At 42.9% G+C, this 17,235-nt stretch carries 16 protein-coding genes and 1 other annotated feature; of the genes, 12 read left to right on the forward strand and 4 right to left on the reverse strand.

Going from position 1 to position 17,235, the window contains the following annotated elements; translation table 11 throughout:
• Positions 1–4 precede the first annotated feature (4 nt).
• Positions 5–448 carry a YtoQ family protein gene (locus EP58_RS00955; RefSeq protein WP_036089052.1) on the reverse strand — a complete coding sequence of 148 codons (444 nt, stop codon included), beginning with the start codon at positions 446–448 and terminating at the stop codon, positions 5–7.
• Positions 449–582: 134 nt separating this feature from the next.
• On the opposite strand from EP58_RS00955, the gene EP58_RS00960 reads away from it, so the two are divergent.
• The 5 genes from EP58_RS00960 (at position 583) to murC (ending at position 6,485) form a co-directional block, all read left to right on the forward strand.
• The gene (locus EP58_RS00960) at positions 583–894 is read left to right on the forward strand and encodes a thioredoxin family protein (protein WP_036089053.1); all 312 of its coding nucleotides are present in this window, start codon (positions 583–585) and stop codon (positions 892–894) included.
• 21 nt (positions 895–915) lie between these two features.
• Entirely contained in the window at positions 916–1,713 is a 798-nt protein-coding gene (locus tag EP58_RS00965) for a DUF1444 domain-containing protein (protein ID WP_036089055.1), read from the forward strand.
• Positions 1,714–1,718: 5 nt separating this feature from the next.
• Positions 1,719–2,330, forward strand: coding sequence for a YtpR family tRNA-binding protein (gene ytpR / locus EP58_RS00970; protein ID WP_036089056.1), 612 nt, complete (start codon positions 1,719–1,721; stop codon positions 2,328–2,330).
• Between the two features lie 255 nt (positions 2,331–2,585).
• The gene (locus tag EP58_RS00975) at positions 2,586–4,853 is read left to right on the forward strand and encodes a DNA translocase FtsK (protein ID WP_036089057.1); all 2,268 of its coding nucleotides are present in this window, start codon (positions 2,586–2,588) and stop codon (positions 4,851–4,853) included.
• A gap of 294 nt (positions 4,854–5,147) precedes the next feature.
• Complete coding sequence (murC, locus tag EP58_RS00980) at positions 5,148–6,485, forward strand: UDP-N-acetylmuramate--L-alanine ligase (RefSeq protein WP_036089058.1); 1,338 nt, start codon at positions 5,148–5,150, stop codon at positions 6,483–6,485.
• A gap of 107 nt (positions 6,486–6,592) precedes the next feature.
• Here murC and EP58_RS00985 read toward each other — a convergent pair whose 3' ends face one another.
• Positions 6,593–7,705 carry an aminopeptidase gene (locus tag EP58_RS00985; protein WP_036089059.1) on the reverse strand — a complete coding sequence of 371 codons (1,113 nt, stop codon included), beginning with the start codon at positions 7,703–7,705 and terminating at the stop codon, positions 6,593–6,595.
• Between the two features lie 229 nt (positions 7,706–7,934).
• On the opposite strand from EP58_RS00985, the gene EP58_RS00990 reads away from it, so the two are divergent.
• The 6 genes from EP58_RS00990 to EP58_RS01015 all read left to right on the forward strand — a co-directional run bounded on the left by EP58_RS00990 (position 7,935) and on the right by EP58_RS01015 (position 13,828).
• On the forward strand, positions 7,935–8,393 hold the full coding sequence (locus EP58_RS00990; RefSeq protein ID WP_036079392.1) for a DUF948 domain-containing protein: 459 nt from the start codon (positions 7,935–7,937) through the stop codon (positions 8,391–8,393).
• 22 nt (positions 8,394–8,415) lie between these two features.
• A complete protein-coding gene (locus EP58_RS00995) occupies positions 8,416–8,943 on the forward strand; it encodes a YtxH domain-containing protein (protein WP_036089060.1) in 528 nt (175 codons plus the stop codon).
• Between the two features lie 262 nt (positions 8,944–9,205).
• Positions 9,206–10,291, forward strand: a complete 1,086-nt coding sequence (locus EP58_RS01000) for a bifunctional 3-deoxy-7-phosphoheptulonate synthase/chorismate mutase (RefSeq protein ID WP_036089061.1) — start codon at positions 9,206–9,208, stop codon at positions 10,289–10,291.
• Positions 10,292–10,761: 470 nt separating this feature from the next.
• The gene (ccpA, locus tag EP58_RS01005) at positions 10,762–11,760 is read left to right on the forward strand and encodes a catabolite control protein A (protein ID WP_036072480.1); all 999 of its coding nucleotides are present in this window, start codon (positions 10,762–10,764) and stop codon (positions 11,758–11,760) included.
• Positions 11,761–11,867: 107 nt separating this feature from the next.
• Positions 11,868–12,070 (forward strand) — a binding site (T-box leader).
• A gap of 44 nt (positions 12,071–12,114) precedes the next feature.
• Complete coding sequence (tyrS, locus tag EP58_RS01010) at positions 12,115–13,374, forward strand: tyrosine--tRNA ligase (RefSeq protein ID WP_036089063.1); 1,260 nt, start codon at positions 12,115–12,117, stop codon at positions 13,372–13,374.
• The gene (locus EP58_RS01015) at positions 13,367–13,828 is read left to right on the forward strand and encodes a GNAT family N-acetyltransferase (protein WP_052165058.1); all 462 of its coding nucleotides are present in this window, start codon (positions 13,367–13,369) and stop codon (positions 13,826–13,828) included. Before tyrS ends, EP58_RS01015 begins: the two co-directional genes overlap by 8 nt.
• Positions 13,829–13,939: 111 nt before the next feature.
• Here EP58_RS01015 and rpsD read toward each other — a convergent pair whose 3' ends face one another.
• Together rpsD and EP58_RS01025 are read right to left on the reverse strand one after the other, a co-directional pair.
• Positions 13,940–14,542, reverse strand: a complete 603-nt coding sequence (gene rpsD / locus EP58_RS01020) for a 30S ribosomal protein S4 (protein WP_036072475.1) — start codon at positions 14,540–14,542, stop codon at positions 13,940–13,942.
• 218 nt (positions 14,543–14,760) lie between these two features.
• Complete coding sequence (locus EP58_RS01025; RefSeq protein ID WP_036089066.1) at positions 14,761–15,249, reverse strand: GAF domain-containing protein; 489 nt, start codon at positions 15,247–15,249, stop codon at positions 14,761–14,763.
• A 168-nt stretch (positions 15,250–15,417) separates the two neighbouring features.
• On the opposite strand from EP58_RS01025, the gene EP58_RS01030 reads away from it, so the two are divergent.
• Positions 15,418–17,139 (forward strand): septation ring formation regulator EzrA, encoded by a 1,722-nt coding sequence (locus tag EP58_RS01030; RefSeq protein WP_036089068.1) that lies wholly within the window; start codon positions 15,418–15,420, stop codon positions 17,137–17,139.
• The last annotated feature ends 96 nt before the right edge of the window (positions 17,140–17,235 follow it).

Below are 17,235 nucleotides of genomic sequence, written 5' to 3' on the forward strand. Positions count from 1 at the left end.
AAGACTATGCAAAAATGTAATCGATAACTTGCGCGGCTTGTTCGATCGTATCCACGGTGACATTTGCTTTCTCAGATAGCTCTTTTAACGGATGGTGTAGCGATTCTGGGCGGATAACAATCGTTGGTTTCCCAAGTGCGATTGCAGTTGCAGCATCTGTGGCGGTGTTCCATTGCTTGAATTTCTCGCCGAATAGAGCAATTACTAAATCTGCTTTTTTCAAATGTAGTTCGGTACGTAGGTTATTGATTTTTGAAGCTTGTAAATCCTTGTAGACGGCATTCGGTTGTTCGCCTAGCACGTGTTCGCCGATTGCGTCGGATAGATCGTGATTTTCTTGCGGTCCATAAAAATGGAAGTGAACACCTGGTTTTTCCTTCAGGCTAGCTCGCAATTGATCGCGCCAATCCGAATGAATTTCGCCTGCTAAATAAATATGATAGTCCATCAAAAAACGCCTCCTTTCTTGCTATAATAGAAGAAAATGCATCCGATAGCAACTTTTGTGAGCGTAATTCTTTACTAATTTTCGTGGGGGCTTTAGGATTAAGTAAGTAGGAACAAGAAGGAGTCGAGTGAGTGATGAAACATTTAGAAACAATGGAAGAATTTAATGCGTTAAAAAATAATGGTAAAACGATTTTTATGTTCAGTGCGGATTGGTGTGGGGATTGTAAATTTATCGAGCCGGTGATGCCTGAAATTGAGGCGGAACATGATGATTTTACGTTTTCGCATGTGGATCGTGACCAGTTTATCGACCTCTGCGCTGACTTGGCGATTTTCGGTATTCCGAGTTTCTTGGTGTTTGAAGATGGCGAGGAAATCGGTCGGTTTGTCAGTAAGGATCGCAAAACGAAAGAAGAAATTACGGATTTTATTGACGCGTTATAAGGAAGAGGGGAGGGCGCTACGATGAAAATGACAACGATGAAGATGAAGGAAAGGCTCGAAAAAGAGCTTGCTGGCGCGAACCGTACATTCCGTTATAATCGGGAGAAGGATACGCTAAAAGTGACGGAAGCGGGCAATTCAATCACGCTTTCCATCCCGCAAATTATCGCGAATTGGGAAGAACAGGCGGACGTAGCGGTTGAAAAAATCGTGTATTATGTCGAGGAAGGTTTGAAAGCGTCGCAGCATACGATGGATATTCAGGCGAGTTTGCCGAACGTTTATCCGGTCATTCGGGCGACGTCTTTTCCGCAAAAAACGAAAGACGGGAAGGCGCTTTTGACTGAAAAACACACAGCGGAAACGGCGATTTTTTACGTGGTGGATGTCGGTGCTTCGTATCGCTTTATCGAGGAAGAGAGCTTGGAAAACACGGATGTGACGATAGACGATGTCAGGCTGGCGGCGTTTGCGAACTTGCGCACGCGGGCGACGACAACGAAAAAAGATTCGGTGAGCGGTAATGATTATTATTTCGTGCGAACAAATGATGGGTATGATGCAAGTCGGATTTTGAATGAGCCGTTTTTAGAGGAAATGCGTGCGCGTATCGATGGAGAAATGGTGCTCGCTGTGCCGCATCAGGACGTGTTGATCATCGCGGATATTAGAAATAATACAGGCTATGACGTGTTGGCGCACATGACGATGCAGTTTTTTGCGGACGGCCTTGCACCAATTACCTCTTTACCTCTCGTGTATAATGATGGTAAACTAGAACCGATCTTTATTATGGCCAAAAACAGACCAAAGGAGTAGTTAACGTGATTGTAAATGCATTTTATAACGAAAAAGGAGTAGGGGACACGCTTTTAGTCCACCTCAAGGATGTAGAAAAAACGGATTTTGAATCAAAAGGAAATGTAACGCGTATCTTTGACGTTGAAACAGGCGAAACGGTTGCGATTAATATTTTCGACGTATCGAAAAAGCGCGCGTTTGATGCGGTTGGCAAGGTTTCGCTGACGCTTGAAGATGTGGCGTTTATCAACAAAGAGTTAGCGGATAACGGCTTTGATTTTGTGGTTGAAGCGGATCTTTCGCCTAAATTCGTCGTTGGTTATGTGGTGTCGAAGGAAAAACATCCGAATGCGGACAAATTAAATGTATGCCAAGTTGATTTGGGAGATAAAACAGTGCAAATCGTATGCGGTGCGCCAAATGTTGATGCAGGACAAAAAGTAGTCGTTGCAAAAATAGGCGCGGTAATGCCGAGTGGTCTGATTATTAAACCGTCCAATCTTCGCGGGGAAGACTCGTTTGGAATGATCTGTGCGGCGCGCGAATTGGCGATTCCGAATGCGCCAGAAGAAAAAGGAATCATGGTCTTGGATGCTGATTATGAAGTTGGCGCAGCCTTTCCCGTTTCCTTCTAGTGCTTGAATAAAGCAGCTTTTTTAACGAAAAGCTGTTTTATTTTCGTGGTATATCGTATACAATATGGATTTAAATTGTTCTTTTTCTCGAGTTGTGTCTGGATATAAGTTTAAGTTATGCACGCATTAACGCTTATATATAGCCGTTTTTCACAGTTTTTCGACGAGCTACCACATTCATAATAGCTTTATCTAAATTTCTCTGTTAGAATCAGTTTAAGAAATGGTTAAAAAAATAATAGGTAGTGATATAGTATGGGATGGTTTAAAGAATTTTTCTTCGCTGATCGAGATGCGGAGTATGAAGAAGTAGAAGTGGCTAAGCCGAAAAAAGAGGCAGAAACAGCGCCACCAGTTCAATTAGCAGCCGTAAAGGAAATTAAGAAAACGACAAATACACCGCGTGGCAATACGCAATCAACGAAACAAAAGCGTGAAGTCCACGCTAAAGTGATGTATCAATATCCAAAAGGCGAGTTCCGCTTTCCGCTCATTCCTGATGGACAAAAACAAGTAGAAACAAAACAAGAACTACATAAAACCCCGATACCGCGCCAAACACCGAGAACCCAATCACCAAATACAGTGGCGCCGAAATTTGAGAAGAAACGTCCGTTTAGACCAACCGATGTCCCTTCTCCAGTTTTTGCTTTCCAAAAAAGACCAAGTCGTTTTGAGTTTGATATCACAAAAGAACCAGAAACGAGTGATGCGGTTCATGAAGTGATCGAGGAGCTAGTAGCTGTTGTTGAACCGATGCATGAGGAAGTTGCTCCTGAGTTTGTAGCTGACTTTGAGGTCGAAGCAGAGCCTGTTGTTGTAGAAGAAATCGAGGAAATCCCGCCGGTTGTGGAAGAGGAAATTTTACAAGAAGAAGAGGTTCCTGTTGCGCCACAACGTATTGAGCTCATTCATGAGGCGCCGAAACCGGAGAAAGTAGAACAACGAGAGCACAGTGCACCGCCGAAAACGAGGATTCCATTTAATGTGATGATGGTGAATCAAGACAAGCAACACGTCGAACAGAAAAAAGCAGAAGTGGTAGCGGTGGAAGAACCAGAAATAGCCCCTGTTTTCCCGACAGAACAACATCTGAGAGAAGACGCGAGCGGCTATTATTTCCCATCCCTAGATTTGCTAAAACCACCTGTCTTTGAAAATGAGGACGAGGAGTGGTTGGCGTTTCAAGAGGAACTTTTGAATGAGACGCTAGAGAATTTTAACGTGTCTGCAAAAGTCGTTAACGTTACGCAAGGTCCAGCGGTAACGCGTTTTGAAGTCCAGCCAGAAAAAGGCGTGAAGGTCAGCAAAATCACGAATTTGACGGATGATATCAAGTTAAGCCTCGCTGCAAAAGATATTCGAATCGAGGCGCCAATCCCTGGGAAGAGCACGATCGGGATTGAAATTCCGAATGAAACGAGCCGCCCTGTGATGCTGTCAGAAATTATGAATAGTCAGGCGTTCCAAACGAGTAAGTCACCGTTAACGGCGGCGCTTGGACTCGATATTTCTGGTATGCCAATCGTGACGGACTTGCAAACGATGCCGCATGGATTAATCGCTGGGGCAACGGGTTCGGGTAAGAGTGTATGCATCAACTCGTTACTCATTAGTCTGCTCTATAAAGCGACGCCGGACGAGTTGAAGTTATTACTTATCGATCCGAAAATGGTCGAACTTGCCCCGTACAATCGCATTCCGCATCTTGTCAGCCCGGTTATTACTGACGCCAAAGCCGCAACAGCCGCGCTTAAATGGGCAGTCGAAGAAATGGAGCGCAGGTATCAGTTATTTTCACATGCGGGCGTTCGAAATATGGAGAAATTTAACGAATATTCTTCCCATCCAGAACATTCCGGTGAAAAATTACCGTATATCCTGATTATTATCGATGAATTAGCCGATTTGATGATGGTGGCGCCAAATGATGTAGAAGAAGCCATTAGTCGGATTGCACAAAAAGCAAGAGCTTGTGGTATCCATATGATTGTCGCGACGCAGAGGCCTTCTGTAGACGTTATAACAGGGCTCATCAAGGCGAATATCCCGACGCGTGTTTCATTCTCTGTATCCTCTCAAATAGACTCCAGAACGATCATCGATACCGGTGGAGCCGAGAAATTACTTGGAAAAGGGGACATGCTCTTCTTACCAAGTGGGTCATCGAAGCCCGTCCGTTTACAAGGCACATACGTTGGCGATCAAGAAATCGACGCCGTCATTGCCCATGTGCGGAATCAGGCAGAACCGAACTATTTATTTAAACAAGAAGAACTCCTCGAACGCGAAATTGCCAAAGAAGAAGAGGATGATTTATTCGATGAAGCGTGCGATTTTGTACTGTCACAAAATGGTGCTTCGACGTCGCTTTTGCAACGTCATTTTCGAATTGGCTATAATCGTGCCGCAAGATTGATGGAGGCATTAGAAAAGCATAGTATTGTTTCAGAAACGAATGGGTCGAAACCGCGAGACGTCATTATCACCCGAGAACAATTAGAAAAAATACGTGATAATTAATACATCAGTAGTTCTATTAGCGTATAAAAATGTACTTTATTTCGAATAAAAGCGTAAAAACATAAGTCCTTGGATATAAATTTCCCACAAGGATTTCTAAATGGGCGAGAAAGTGCTATAATTACCTAGTGAGATTTTCGGTCACAGCGTAGATAAACATCAAACACACGTTTAAACAGTAATACAAGAAGATGTCTAGAAATAATAAAAATAATGAAAATGCTTTTTTTAGTTGGGCAACACACTATTTTTTAGGCTACCTCTTCAAAGATTAAAATTCTGGGGGTTCAATTAATGACGACGTATCATTTTGTTGGGATTAAAGGGTCAGGTATGAGTGCGCTGGCTCAAATTATGTTTGATAAAGGTTTCTGTGTGCAAGGAAGCGATGTTGAGAAATACTTCTTTACACAGAAAGCACTAGAAGACGATGGCATTAAGATTTTACCATTTTCTGAAGATAATATTCGTGAAGGCTTAACTATCATCGCTGGGAACGCGTTTAAGGACGAACATCCAGAGATTAAGAAAGCAATGGATATGGGATTACCGGTTATTCGTTATCACAAGTTTTTAGGGCAATTAATTGATGGTTATACAAGTATCGCTGTCACTGGTTCGCACGGAAAAACATCGACGACGGGGCTTCTTTCTCATGTGCTAGAAGAGTTACGCCCGACATCTTATTTGATTGGCGATGGCACTGGAAAAGGTAATCGTGATGCTGAGTATTTTGCTCTGGAGGCGTGTGAGTACCAACGTCATTTCCTAGCTTATTCCCCGACATATGCTATTATGACGAATATTGATTGGGACCATCCCGATTATTTCAAGAGCGAGGATGACGTTTTTAGTGCGTTTGAATCGTTTGGGAAACAAGTGAAGAAAGCCGTTTTTGCATTGGGCGATGATAAGCAGTTACGTCGTTTGAAACTAGATATTCCGATTGTTTATTTCGGTTTCGGAGACGATAATGAGTTCCAAGCTAAAAACATTATTAAAGAGACGACGGGTTCGACGTTTGACGTGTATCATAACGGCGAATTTTATGGTAATTTCGTCATTCCAACATACGGTGATCATAACGTACTTAACGCGCTCAGTGTTATTGCGCTTAGTGAATATGAAAAAATTGCAGCCGCAGATGTAGCGAAAGAATTACGTACATTTGAAGGTGTGAAGCGCCGTTTTAGCATCACGGAGAAAAAGGATCAAGTGCTAGTGGACGATTATGCACACCATCCTTCTGAAATCAGAGCGACGGTTAATGCAGCGAGACAAAAATATCCAGATCGTCAAGTCGTGGCCGTTTTCCAACCACATACATTTACGCGTACACAAGCATTCTTGCAAGGTTTTGCGGATAGCTTGAACTTGGCTGACGAAGTATATTTATGTGATATTTTCGGCTCAGCCCGTGAAAATCGAGGCACACTAACGATTCAAGATTTAGCCGCGAAAACAAAAGGCAATCACGTGATTCAAGAACAACACACCGAAAGCCTGTTAGCATACCCGAATGCAGTTATCCTATTTATGGGAGCTGGAGACGTTCAAAAGTTCCAAGCAGCATATGAAGGTGTTCTCGACGCAGGTGTGGAAATAATGGAAGAAAAGCGAGCAGTAAATTAATAGAATGAATGAGGAACTGTAGATTAGGGGTATTCCTGGTTTGCAGTTCTTTTTTTGTGCATCAAAAAAGGAATCCCGTTGCTGAAATTGGGATTCCTTGTCGATATTTAAATTAAGTTTTCCGGGTTTAACTTCTCAAGTTCTGGAATCACGAATCGGCCGTCTTTGCGAATAAGCACATCGTCAAAGTAAATTTCGCCGCCACCGTATTCCGGACGTTGAATGTTCACGAGATCCCAGTGAATCGCGGAATCATTACCGTTTGGTGCTTCGTCGTAACATTGACCAGGCGTGAAGTGGAAGCTACCCTCGATTTTTTCATCGAATAGGATATCTTGCATCGGCTCATGGATAAATGGATTCACGCCAATCGCGAACTCGCCAATAAAGCGTGCGCCTTCATCTGTGTCCAAAATTTTGTTAATGCGTTCGGTGTCATTTGCAGTAGCCTTCACGATTTTCCCGTTTTCAAAAGTAAAGGAAACATTTTCAAAAACGAAACCTTGGTAAGGGGATGGCGTGTTGTATGTGATGGTTCCGTTGATAGAATCGCGCACAGGAGCCGTATAAACCTCGCCATCAGGAATATTTAATTGACCAGCACATTTGATTGCAGGAATGTCTTTAATCGAAAAACGCAGGTCTGTGCCTTCTCCAACGAGGCGAACGCGGTCGGTTTGATTCATCAACGTCACGAGACTCTCCATCGCTTCACCCATTTTGCTGTAATCAAGGGTACAAACTTGGAAATAGAAGTCCTCGAAGCCAACTGTGCTCATCTTAGACAATTGTGCCATCGAAGCGCTTGGATAACGCAAGACAACCCATTTCGTTTGCTTCACGCGGATACTCGTATGCATTTTACCGACTGTTTCGCCGTTGATTTTCAATTTCTCAGCAGGAACATCGGATAGCTCATTGATATTATCGCCAGCACGCAAACCAATGTACGCGTCCATTTCCTTCATGACATTGCCTTCAAATTCAGCAATCTTCGCATATTGTTCTGGATTTGCGCCCAGCATCATTTCCCGGTCAATTTGCGGTTCCTTCAAGGATACGAATGGAAATCCGCCAGCTTTATAGGCTTCCGAAACAAGCGACGTCACCAATTCCTTTTGTACGCCGAAGTTTTCAATAAGTACTTTTTCGCCTGGTTGTAGGCTTATAGAGTAGTTGATTAAGTTATACGCTAGTTTTTCAATACGTGGATCTTTCAAGAAAATCACTCCATTTCATTTTTTCCACCGTTTCGCGGCACCCCTATAGTTTACTCCAAATCGTCGAAATATGCTTCCAAAAAGAATTTATCTTGTTGCCGCCATGCTATTTTACTTCCCTTTTTCGCATAATATTGCTAAAATGAAGACAGCCCGTTCTTCAAAAATGGTCGTTTTACATAGACGCATTAGGGGTAAAGTGTTAGATATATGTGGAGGTGTGGAGAAGGTGGAAATAATTTTATACATTGCGGCTCTAATTGCAGCAATCGCGCTACTTGTCATTGCGGTTTATCTAGGCATGACGCTTAAATCAACCTCAAAAACAATGGATGAAGTGGCCAAATCGCTCGAAGAAATGACAGGTGAGGTCAAGGGGATTACGGATCAGGCCGAGAAATTAATGAGCAAAACGAACGATCTTCTCGAAGATATCAATGGCAAAGTGGCAAAAGTAGATCCAGTTTTCGACGCGGTTGGAGACATCGGAGTATCGCTTCTTGGGCTAAGTCAATCCGTTCGTGAACTAGCAACACTTGCGACGAATAAAGTCCACACAAATGAGACTAAAATCGTACAAGCCGTATCATTTAGTAACTCCATTTTATCATTCCGTGATAAGATGAAAGCCAATAAAGCTGCCAAACAAGCTGCGGCGGAAGCGAAAGAAGAAACAATCACTTTATAAAATGAAGATGGAGGGAAAATATATGTCTGGAAAAGATGGAATTAACGTAAAAGATTTTCTAATCGGTGGTTTAATCGGAGGTATCGTAGGTTCGGTAACGGCACTACTTTTAGCTCCAAAATCAGGTAAAGAACTACGCGGCGACCTAAACGAGCATGTCGAAGTTGTGAAAGAAAAAGGGGCGCAATGGAAAGATGTTGCCTACGAAAAAGGAATCGAAATTGGCAATGTAGCCAAAGATAAGAAAGATGCCCTTGTCGATTCTGCATCCGGTTTTGTCGGTGTAGTAAAAGACAAATCAGGTCAGCTGTATGAAACGGTTTCTAAGCAAACAAAAACTGTGAAAGATACAGCCGTAGCAGGCGTTGAAGCAACAAAACAAGCAGCGCAAAAAGCAGGCGAAACATTCAAATCCGAAGCGAAAGATGTGGGCGCTGACGTGAAGAAAGCGGCTGACAAATCAAAGGAAGAAGTAGAAGAAGCTTCTAAAACAGCAAAAGACAAAACAGAAAAAATTGTAGATGACGCGAAAAAAGAATTGAAAAAATAAAAGATGGGTTATAAATGAGGTGTGAGAACACTTTGTTTATAACCTTTTTTTCTTGCGAGTAACCGATTTTTGGAAGCGATGACGAAAAATTAGCTTGCATTTGGCGAGAAGGGATGTTAGTATTAATCTTGTAACATTCACTTTAACACTTAAAAGCGCTTAAGTAGAAAAGCGATATGGTGACAAATGAATCGTTTTCATCTATAATGATAAAATATACTGTAAAAAGATATACAGGGAAATTGGAGAGGTGGCAAAAAACATGGGTAATCCAAATTTAGAAGAATTACGCGCACAGGTTGATAGCTTAAACATAGAGGTTTTGGAGGCTATTAATAAACGAGCAAATTTAGTACAAGAAATCGGTAAAATTAAAGGCATGCAAGGTGTTATTCGCTTTGACCCAGTTCGTGAGCGTCAAATGTTGAACGCAATTACAGATGCGAACAAAGGGCCATTTGAAGATAGCACGATCGAGAAGCTTTTTAAAGAAATTTTCAAGGCTGGTCTAGAATTGCAAGAAGACGATAATTCGAAAGCATTGCTTGTTTCTCGTAAAAATAAGAAAGAGGACACCGTTGTCAATGTGAATGGCGTGCCAATCGGAAACGGTGTACCAACATTCGTATTCGGTCCGTGTTCTGTAGAATCTTACGAGCAAGTAGCAACGGTGGCTGGTGCAGTTCGTGATAAAGGCCTGAAATTACTTCGTGGTGGCGCATTTAAGCCGCGTACAAGCCCGTACGATTTCCAAGGACTTGGCGTGGAAGGATTACAAATTTTGAAACGTGTTGCTGACGAATTTGGCCTAGGCGTGATCAGTGAAATCGTGACGCCTCGTGATATCGAAGTGGCGCTAGATCACATCGATGTTATCCAAATCGGTGCACGAAACATGCAAAATTTTGAACTTCTAAAAGCGGTGGGTCAAGTAGACAAGCCAATCTTGCTAAAACGTGGATTATCTGCGACGATTGAAGAATTTGTTGGTGCTGCCGAATACATCATGGCGCAAGGGAACGACCAAATTATTCTTTGCGAACGCGGTATCCGTACGTACGAAAAAGCAACACGCAATACATTAGATATTTCTGCTGTTCCAATTTTGAAACAAGAAACACATTTACCAGTTATGGTCGACGTGACGCATTCTACGGGACGTAAAGATTTACTACTTCCATGTGCAAAAGCAGCGTTGGCAATCGGCGCGGACGGCGTTATGGCTGAGGTGCATCCAGACCCAGCAGTAGCCTTGTCTGATTCAGCGCAACAAATGGACTTGAAAGAGTTCGACGCATTCTGGGAAGCGATTTTGAAATCGAAGTTAGTCCCATCCAACATCCAATAAAGTCTTCAGCGTGGCGACAAACGATCATCTCCGTCGTTAAAAGCTGTGTTCCGATGCTCACATACACCAGTATGCTCCGCTTCGGTACTCGCTTTTGCCTAGGATCTAATCATTTGTCGCCACGCTGAGGTTTGGTGGGGAGTCGGATTTTTTAGTAAATAGTTATGCAGAGAGTGGTTAGGAAATGATTTCCTAGCTGCTTTTTTTGTGTGTATAAAGGGAGAGTGAATTGGTTTACGTGGAGTTATGTAAGGGAATACATTAGCTGTGGGAAGGGGTTTGCTGGATTTTGTGATGGAATAGTCGAATGAAACGCTTTCTTCTGAATTTTTAGTAATGTAAATAATAAGTGAAAACAATTGCATAACGAAAAAAACTATCGTATTATTAAGTGTAGGCACGATTGTGTACGTTTACAATGGTTACATATGGCTAACCGTTAAAATAAATGAATCTGGAGAGTGAAATGAATGAATATAACAATTTATGATGTGGCGCGTGAGGCGAATGTTTCGATGGCAACTGTTTCTCGTGTTGTCAATGGGAATCCGAATGTGAAGCCGGTTACTAGAAAGAAAGTATTAGATGTTATTAAACAGCTCGGATATCGTCCGAACGCGGTGGCTAGAGGGTTAGCTAGTAAGAAGACGACGACGGTTGGTGTGATGATTCCTGATATTTCGAACGTTTTTTATGCGGAATTGGCGCGTGGGATTGAAGATATCGCGACGATGTATAAATATAATATCATTTTGAGTAATTCGGATGAGAACGAAGATAAGGAATTGCAAGTGTTGAATACGTTACTTGGTAAGCAAGTGGATGGTATTATTTACATGGGTGAGCGTATTTCTGAGCAGTTGCAAGAGGAATTCGATCGTTCGCCAGCACCGGTTGTTTTGGCGGGTTCTGTGGATGCGGCAAACAAAATTGCATCGGTGAATATCGATTATAAACAAGCAAGTTATGAGGCTGTGTCTCGCTTTACGAAGAATGGTCATAAAAAAGTGGCGTTCATTAGTGGTTCGCTAGATGAGCCGGTAAACAGTGAGTTGAAATTAGGCGGGTATCGTGAGGCGCTTAAAGAAGCCAAAATTAAATTTAACGAAGACTATGTGTTGGAAGCGGCTTATAATTATGAGGCTGGTGTCAAAGCTTGGGCGCAGTTAAGTAGCTTGAAAGCAACGCCTGACGCGATTTATGTGGCAGATGACGAGCTTGCGATGGGTGTCTTGAATGCCGCGCTTGATGCTGGTGTGAAAGTGCCGGAAGAGCTTGAAATCGTGACTTCCAATAATACGAAATTGACATTGATGGCGCGTCCACAATTGTCAACGGTGGTTCAGCCTCTGTATGATATCGGTGCCGTAGCGATGCGTTTATTGACGAAATTAATGGCAAACGAAGAAGTAGAAGAAAAAACAGTTATTTTACCACATAGCGAAAAAATGCGCGGAACAACGCGTTAATTTTATGGAGAGTCGGGCAGTCTAGAAATAGATTTGCTCGGCTTTTTTAATATTGTTTCTTGACATCTGTTTTGGGCTGTGTTAAAAATAGAAGTACAATATTATATCGAAAAGCTATGAACGGACGAAGTAGTCGCTTATCCCTGTGGAAAAGAGAGCTGGTGGTCGCTGCAAACCAGTACAAATAAGGCGGACGAATTACATCCCGGAGCATATTTGCATTTGCAAACGGTTTTTGCCGTTATCTTAATGAAGCGAGGAAGATTTTTTCCTAAGTTGGGTGGTACCACGTATATTTTGCGTCCCTTCGTCAGTAGACGGAGGGACTTTTTTTATGGAAAAGGAGAGAATGAGATGAATATTATTGATGAGTTAGAGTGGCGTGGCGCGATTTACCAGCAGACTGATGAAGCTGGACTTCGTGAATTAACGGAAAAGGAATCGATTTCGTTGTACTGCGGGATTGATCCGACGGGAGATTCGATGCATATTGGGCATTTGATTCCATTTATGATTTTGCGTCGCTTCCAAAACAAAGGGCATCGTCCGATTATTTTAGTTGGCGGTGCAACAGGATCGATTGGTGATCCGAGTGGTAAGAAAGAAGAGCGCCAACTGCAATCGATCGAACAGGTCAATAAAAACGTTGAAAGCCTGCGTGGCCAGTTAGAAACAATTTTTGATTTTGCTGGTGACAATGGCGCGATTATGGTGAATAATTATGATTGGACGAAAGATTTGACGGTGCTTGACTTCTTGCGTGATTTTGGTAAAAATTTCAATGTCAATACGATGCTGGCAAAAGATATCGTGGCGAATCGTCTGGAAGTTGGGATTTCGTTCACGGAGTTCTCATACCAAATTTTGCAAGCGATGGATTACAATGAGTTGTATGAAAAGCACAATTGTCGTCTGCAAATTGGCGGTAGTGATCAGTGGGGAAATATTACGGCAGGGCTTGACTTGATTCGTAAAAAACAAGGCGAGGGCTCTAAAGCGTTTGGTTTGACGATTCCGTTGTTAACAAAAGCAGATGGCACGAAATTTGGTAAGACAGAGGGTGGCGCGATTTGGTTGAATCCGGAGAAGACGACGCCGTACGAGTTCTACCAATTCTGGATTAACACGGATGATCGCGATGTTGTGAAATACTTGAAATATTTCACGTTCTTAGATCAAGGCGAAATTAGCGATTTGGAATCAGCGGTCAAATTGGAACCGCATCGCCGTGCCGCGCAACGTTCTTTAGCTGCTGAAATGACGCGTTTCATTCATGGCCAAGAGGCGTTAGATCAAGCAATTAAGATTTCGGAAGCTTTATTCAGTGGGGATGTGAAAGTGCTGACGGCGGATGAGATTGAGCAAGGTTTTAAAGATGTGCCAACGTTTGAGGCGGGCCAAGAGGAGAAACTGCTTGTAGACTGGCTTGTTGATCTTGGTATCGAGCCTTCCAAGCGCCAATCACGTGAGGATATTGGGAATGGCGCGATTTATATCAATGGCGAGCGTGTGCAGGATCTTGAAAAAGTAGTGACGAAAGCGGATCGTGTGGAAGATCGCTTCACCATTGTTCGCCGCGGTAAGAAAAAATATTTCTTGGTGCGCTATGTCTGAGGGATTACGTTTAACAGCGATGCCAAAAGAGCATTTCTCTGATTTTGCGGAGTCGCTTAGTGTGGGTTATGCGAAGGATCAAGCGGATGCAGGAATTTGGCCGCGCGATGAAGCGTTGTTCAAGGCAAGAATGACGACGATGGAATTGCTTCCTGATGGCGTTGCAACAAAGGATCATTTTCTTTGGGAAGTCATGCAAGGGGAAGCGTTTGTCGGGACGTTATGGGTTTTTCAAGAAGAGAAAACCTATTTTATCTATGATATTCTGATTTTCGATGCGTTTCAAAATAAAGGTCTCGGCAGTGCGTTGTTAGTTTTGCTTGAGGAAAATGCAAAAGAACGAGGAATTACCGAGATATCGCTGCATGCCTTTGCGCACAATAAGCGGGCGGTCCATGTCTATAAAAAGATGGGTTTTGAAGTCGTAGATATTACCATGAGAAAATATGTATAAAGTGTTTATTTTGTTTGAGTAAGATATCATGTTTCCTTCGTGATATCTTACTCTTTTTTTGCCGCAACAAAAAACCACGAATGCGAGTTGCATTCGTGGTTTTTAAGGCGATTAACGTGAATAGAATTCTACGATAAATGCTTCGTTGATTTCAGCGTGTAATTCTGAACGTTCTGGCAGGCGGCTTAATGTACCTGTCAGTTTTTCAGCGTCGAAAGTTAGGTATTCAGGCACGAATGCCGCAACGTCTAAGCTTTCAGCGATTGCTGATAATTTAAGAGATTTTTCGCGAACACTGATTACTTGACCAGGTGATACTTGGTAAGAAGGGATGTCTACGCGTTTTGAATCTACTAAAATGTGACCGTGGTTTACTAATTGACGTGCTGCACGACGAGTGCGAGCAAGACCTAAACGGTATACCACGTTGTCAAGGCGTTGTTCTAGCAAGATCATGAAGTTCTCACCGTGTTTACCTTGTAATTTTCCAGCTTTTACGAACGTGTTTTTGAATTGACGTTCTGTTAAGCCGTACATGTGACGTAATTTTTGTTTCTCTGCTTGTTGTAAACCGTACTCAGAGATTTTTTTACGTTGTGTCGGACCGTGTTGCCCTGGAGCGTACGGACGACGTTCTAATTCTTTACCTGTTCCTGAAAGTGATAACCCTAAACGACGGGAAATTTTCCAGCTTGGACCTGTATAACGAGCCATCGATTGACTCCTCCTTTAAATTTGTTTTAGCATAAAACAAACAAGTGTGACCAACCAAATACGTGCAGTTTATCTTCATGTATCTTCGCCCTTGCAGCAGCAGGTTACAGGATACACCACGAAAAAATCGGGGATAAACAACGGTCATATTCATCATCACTCAAGCTGCATTTTACACGCTTTCTAGTATAGTACATTTTGCGTACTCTTGTCAAACTTTATTGTATCGACGCTTTTAAAATAGTGACGACTTGCTCTAAGTACTGTTGGTCGGTTTCGTCAAAACGGTTCAAGGAAGGGCTGTCGACGTCTAAAACGCCAAGCAGTTTTCCATCATGGACAATTGGAATAACGATTTCGGAATTGGATGCTGTGTCACAAGCGATGTGTCCAGGGAAATCGTGAACGTTTTGGACGAGGTACGTTTTTTGTTCTGCGGCGGCTGACCCACAAACACCGCGACCTAGTGGAATACGGATGCATGCTGGGAGGCCTTGGAATGGACCGAGGACAAGTTGGTTGCTCGTTTCTTCATATAAATAGAAGCCAACCCAGTTAATGTCGGTTAGCGCTTGGTTTAATAGAGCGGAGATGTTGCTGATATTGGCTAGGAAGTTAGGCTCACCCGCGATCATTGCTTCGACTTGTTTGACGCATAATTGATAGTTTTCTGCTTTTGTTCCAGTGAATTTTGGAATTTCAATCATTTTTTTCACCACTTTTTCATAATTTTTGATTTTAAATAAGGCAAATACAGCGGAATCGTGTTAGAATAGTGTATGTGTATAATGAATTAGTATAGCATGGATTTGTCATTTGTACTTAATGAAGTGATTTAAAAAAATAGAGATAATGGGATAATAGGAGGAAACGACATGTTTGTTTGGTATTTGGTCGGCTTTGTAGTCATTGTAGCCGTTGTTTTTGCGGTTGGATACATAATGAAGAAAAAGCATTATCAGCGAATTAACGCGCTTGAGGAGCAGAAAATAGAATTGATGGAGCGTCCGGTGATTGATGAGCTCACGAAGGTGAAGAAGTTGCGGCTTACCGGGCAGACGGAGGACTTGTTTGAATCGTGGCGCGACTCGTGGGACGATATTGCGACGAAATTATTTCCAAACTTGGAAGAGTATATTCTTGGCGCGGAGCAACATACGGATCGCTATCAGTTCCGCCAAGCGACGCAGATGGAAAATCAGGTGGAGCAGGTGATTCATGAGATCGATACGCAAATGAAGCAAATTTTGCGTGGATTGAAGGAATTGATTGCTAGTGAGGAACGCAATGCGCAGGATATTCGGATGGCGAAGGATAAATTCACGACGTTGCGCCGTGAGGTTTTGAGTAATGGGTATAAGCTTGGTGACGCGTTACATAGCGTGGAAGGCGAGTTAGATACGATTGCGGAGAACTTGAATCGGTTTGATATGTTGACGGATCAAGGGGATTATTTGGAGGCACGGGAAGTGGTGTTGAATGTCCAACATGATCTGGAGAAATTAGGCGTGAAACTGGAAAAAATTCCTGTTTTGCTGCGTGAGAGCGATGTTGTTTTACCGGACGAAATGGGCAAGTTGCAAGCGGGTTATGATGAAATGGCGCAACAAGGCTATTTCTTGGAGCAATTGCAACTGGCTGCGGAATTGGACCGGATGAGCAATCGGGTGACGGATTTGAAAGACAAGATTGTGGCAGGGGAACTAGAAGCCGTGGAAAGCGGTGTGGCAGAACTGCATACGGAAATTAACTTGTTTTACGATACATTGGAGCATGAGGTTGAGGCGCGCCATTTTGTGAAGGAAAATCGTATTGTGGTGGAAGCGAAACTGGAGAAACAGCTCGATGTGTCGGACGCGTTAGCTGAGCAGATTAAAGAAGTGAAGCAGACGTATCATGTGACGGAAGAGGATTTGGCAAGCTATTTGAAAATTGCAAGCCAGTTAGAGCTCCAGAAAGAACAGTTGGCGACCGTTACGGAACGACTTTCTGAGGTTAAAATTGCGTATTCGGCGGCAGAGGATGCGTTGAAAGAAATTGATGCGGTTGTGTCGACGATTTCCTTAGAGCAAGACGCATTTGCAGAAGAATTGCGTTCGCTACGAAAAGATGAGCTAGAGGCGCGTGAAGATGCAGATAGAATGCGTCGGGCGATTCTGAATTTGAACCGTAGATTGGATCGTGAGCGACTTCCTGGTAAGCCAGAGGACTACTTGGCGCTATGTGAGCACATGGAGGCGTCGATTTCTAAGCTAGAACAGAAGTTGGAAGAGAAGCCGCTGAATATGAAATCGGTGAATCACGAGTGGCAGGTGGCGCAAGAGGATTTGGAGCATTTGACCGAGAAAGCGGATGAAATGATTGAGAACGCGCATTTAGTGGAGCACGTGATTCAATATGCGAACCGTTATCGTTTACAGACGCCGGATCTTGCAATAGCATTACGTCAAGCGGAAGACCATTTTTATGATGATTATCAATATAAGAAAGCGCTGGAACTTGCAGTAACGGCTTTGGAAAAAGTAGAGCCGAGTGCGTTTAAGAAGATTGAGAAGGCGTATGAAATGAAGATAAATGTGGATGAAGTAGAGGAATAATGAAGCGAGAAATGTCGTCTTATCCGAGTAAGAAGGATGGGACGATTTTTCTTTGTTCCGAGCGCGGATTTTTTTGAAATGTATGCGCGCGGTTGG

It is taken from the genome of Paenilisteria newyorkensis, from assembly GCF_000766145.1.
In the GTDB taxonomy this organism is placed as follows: domain Bacteria; phylum Bacillota; class Bacilli; order Lactobacillales; family Listeriaceae; genus Listeria_A; species Listeria_A newyorkensis.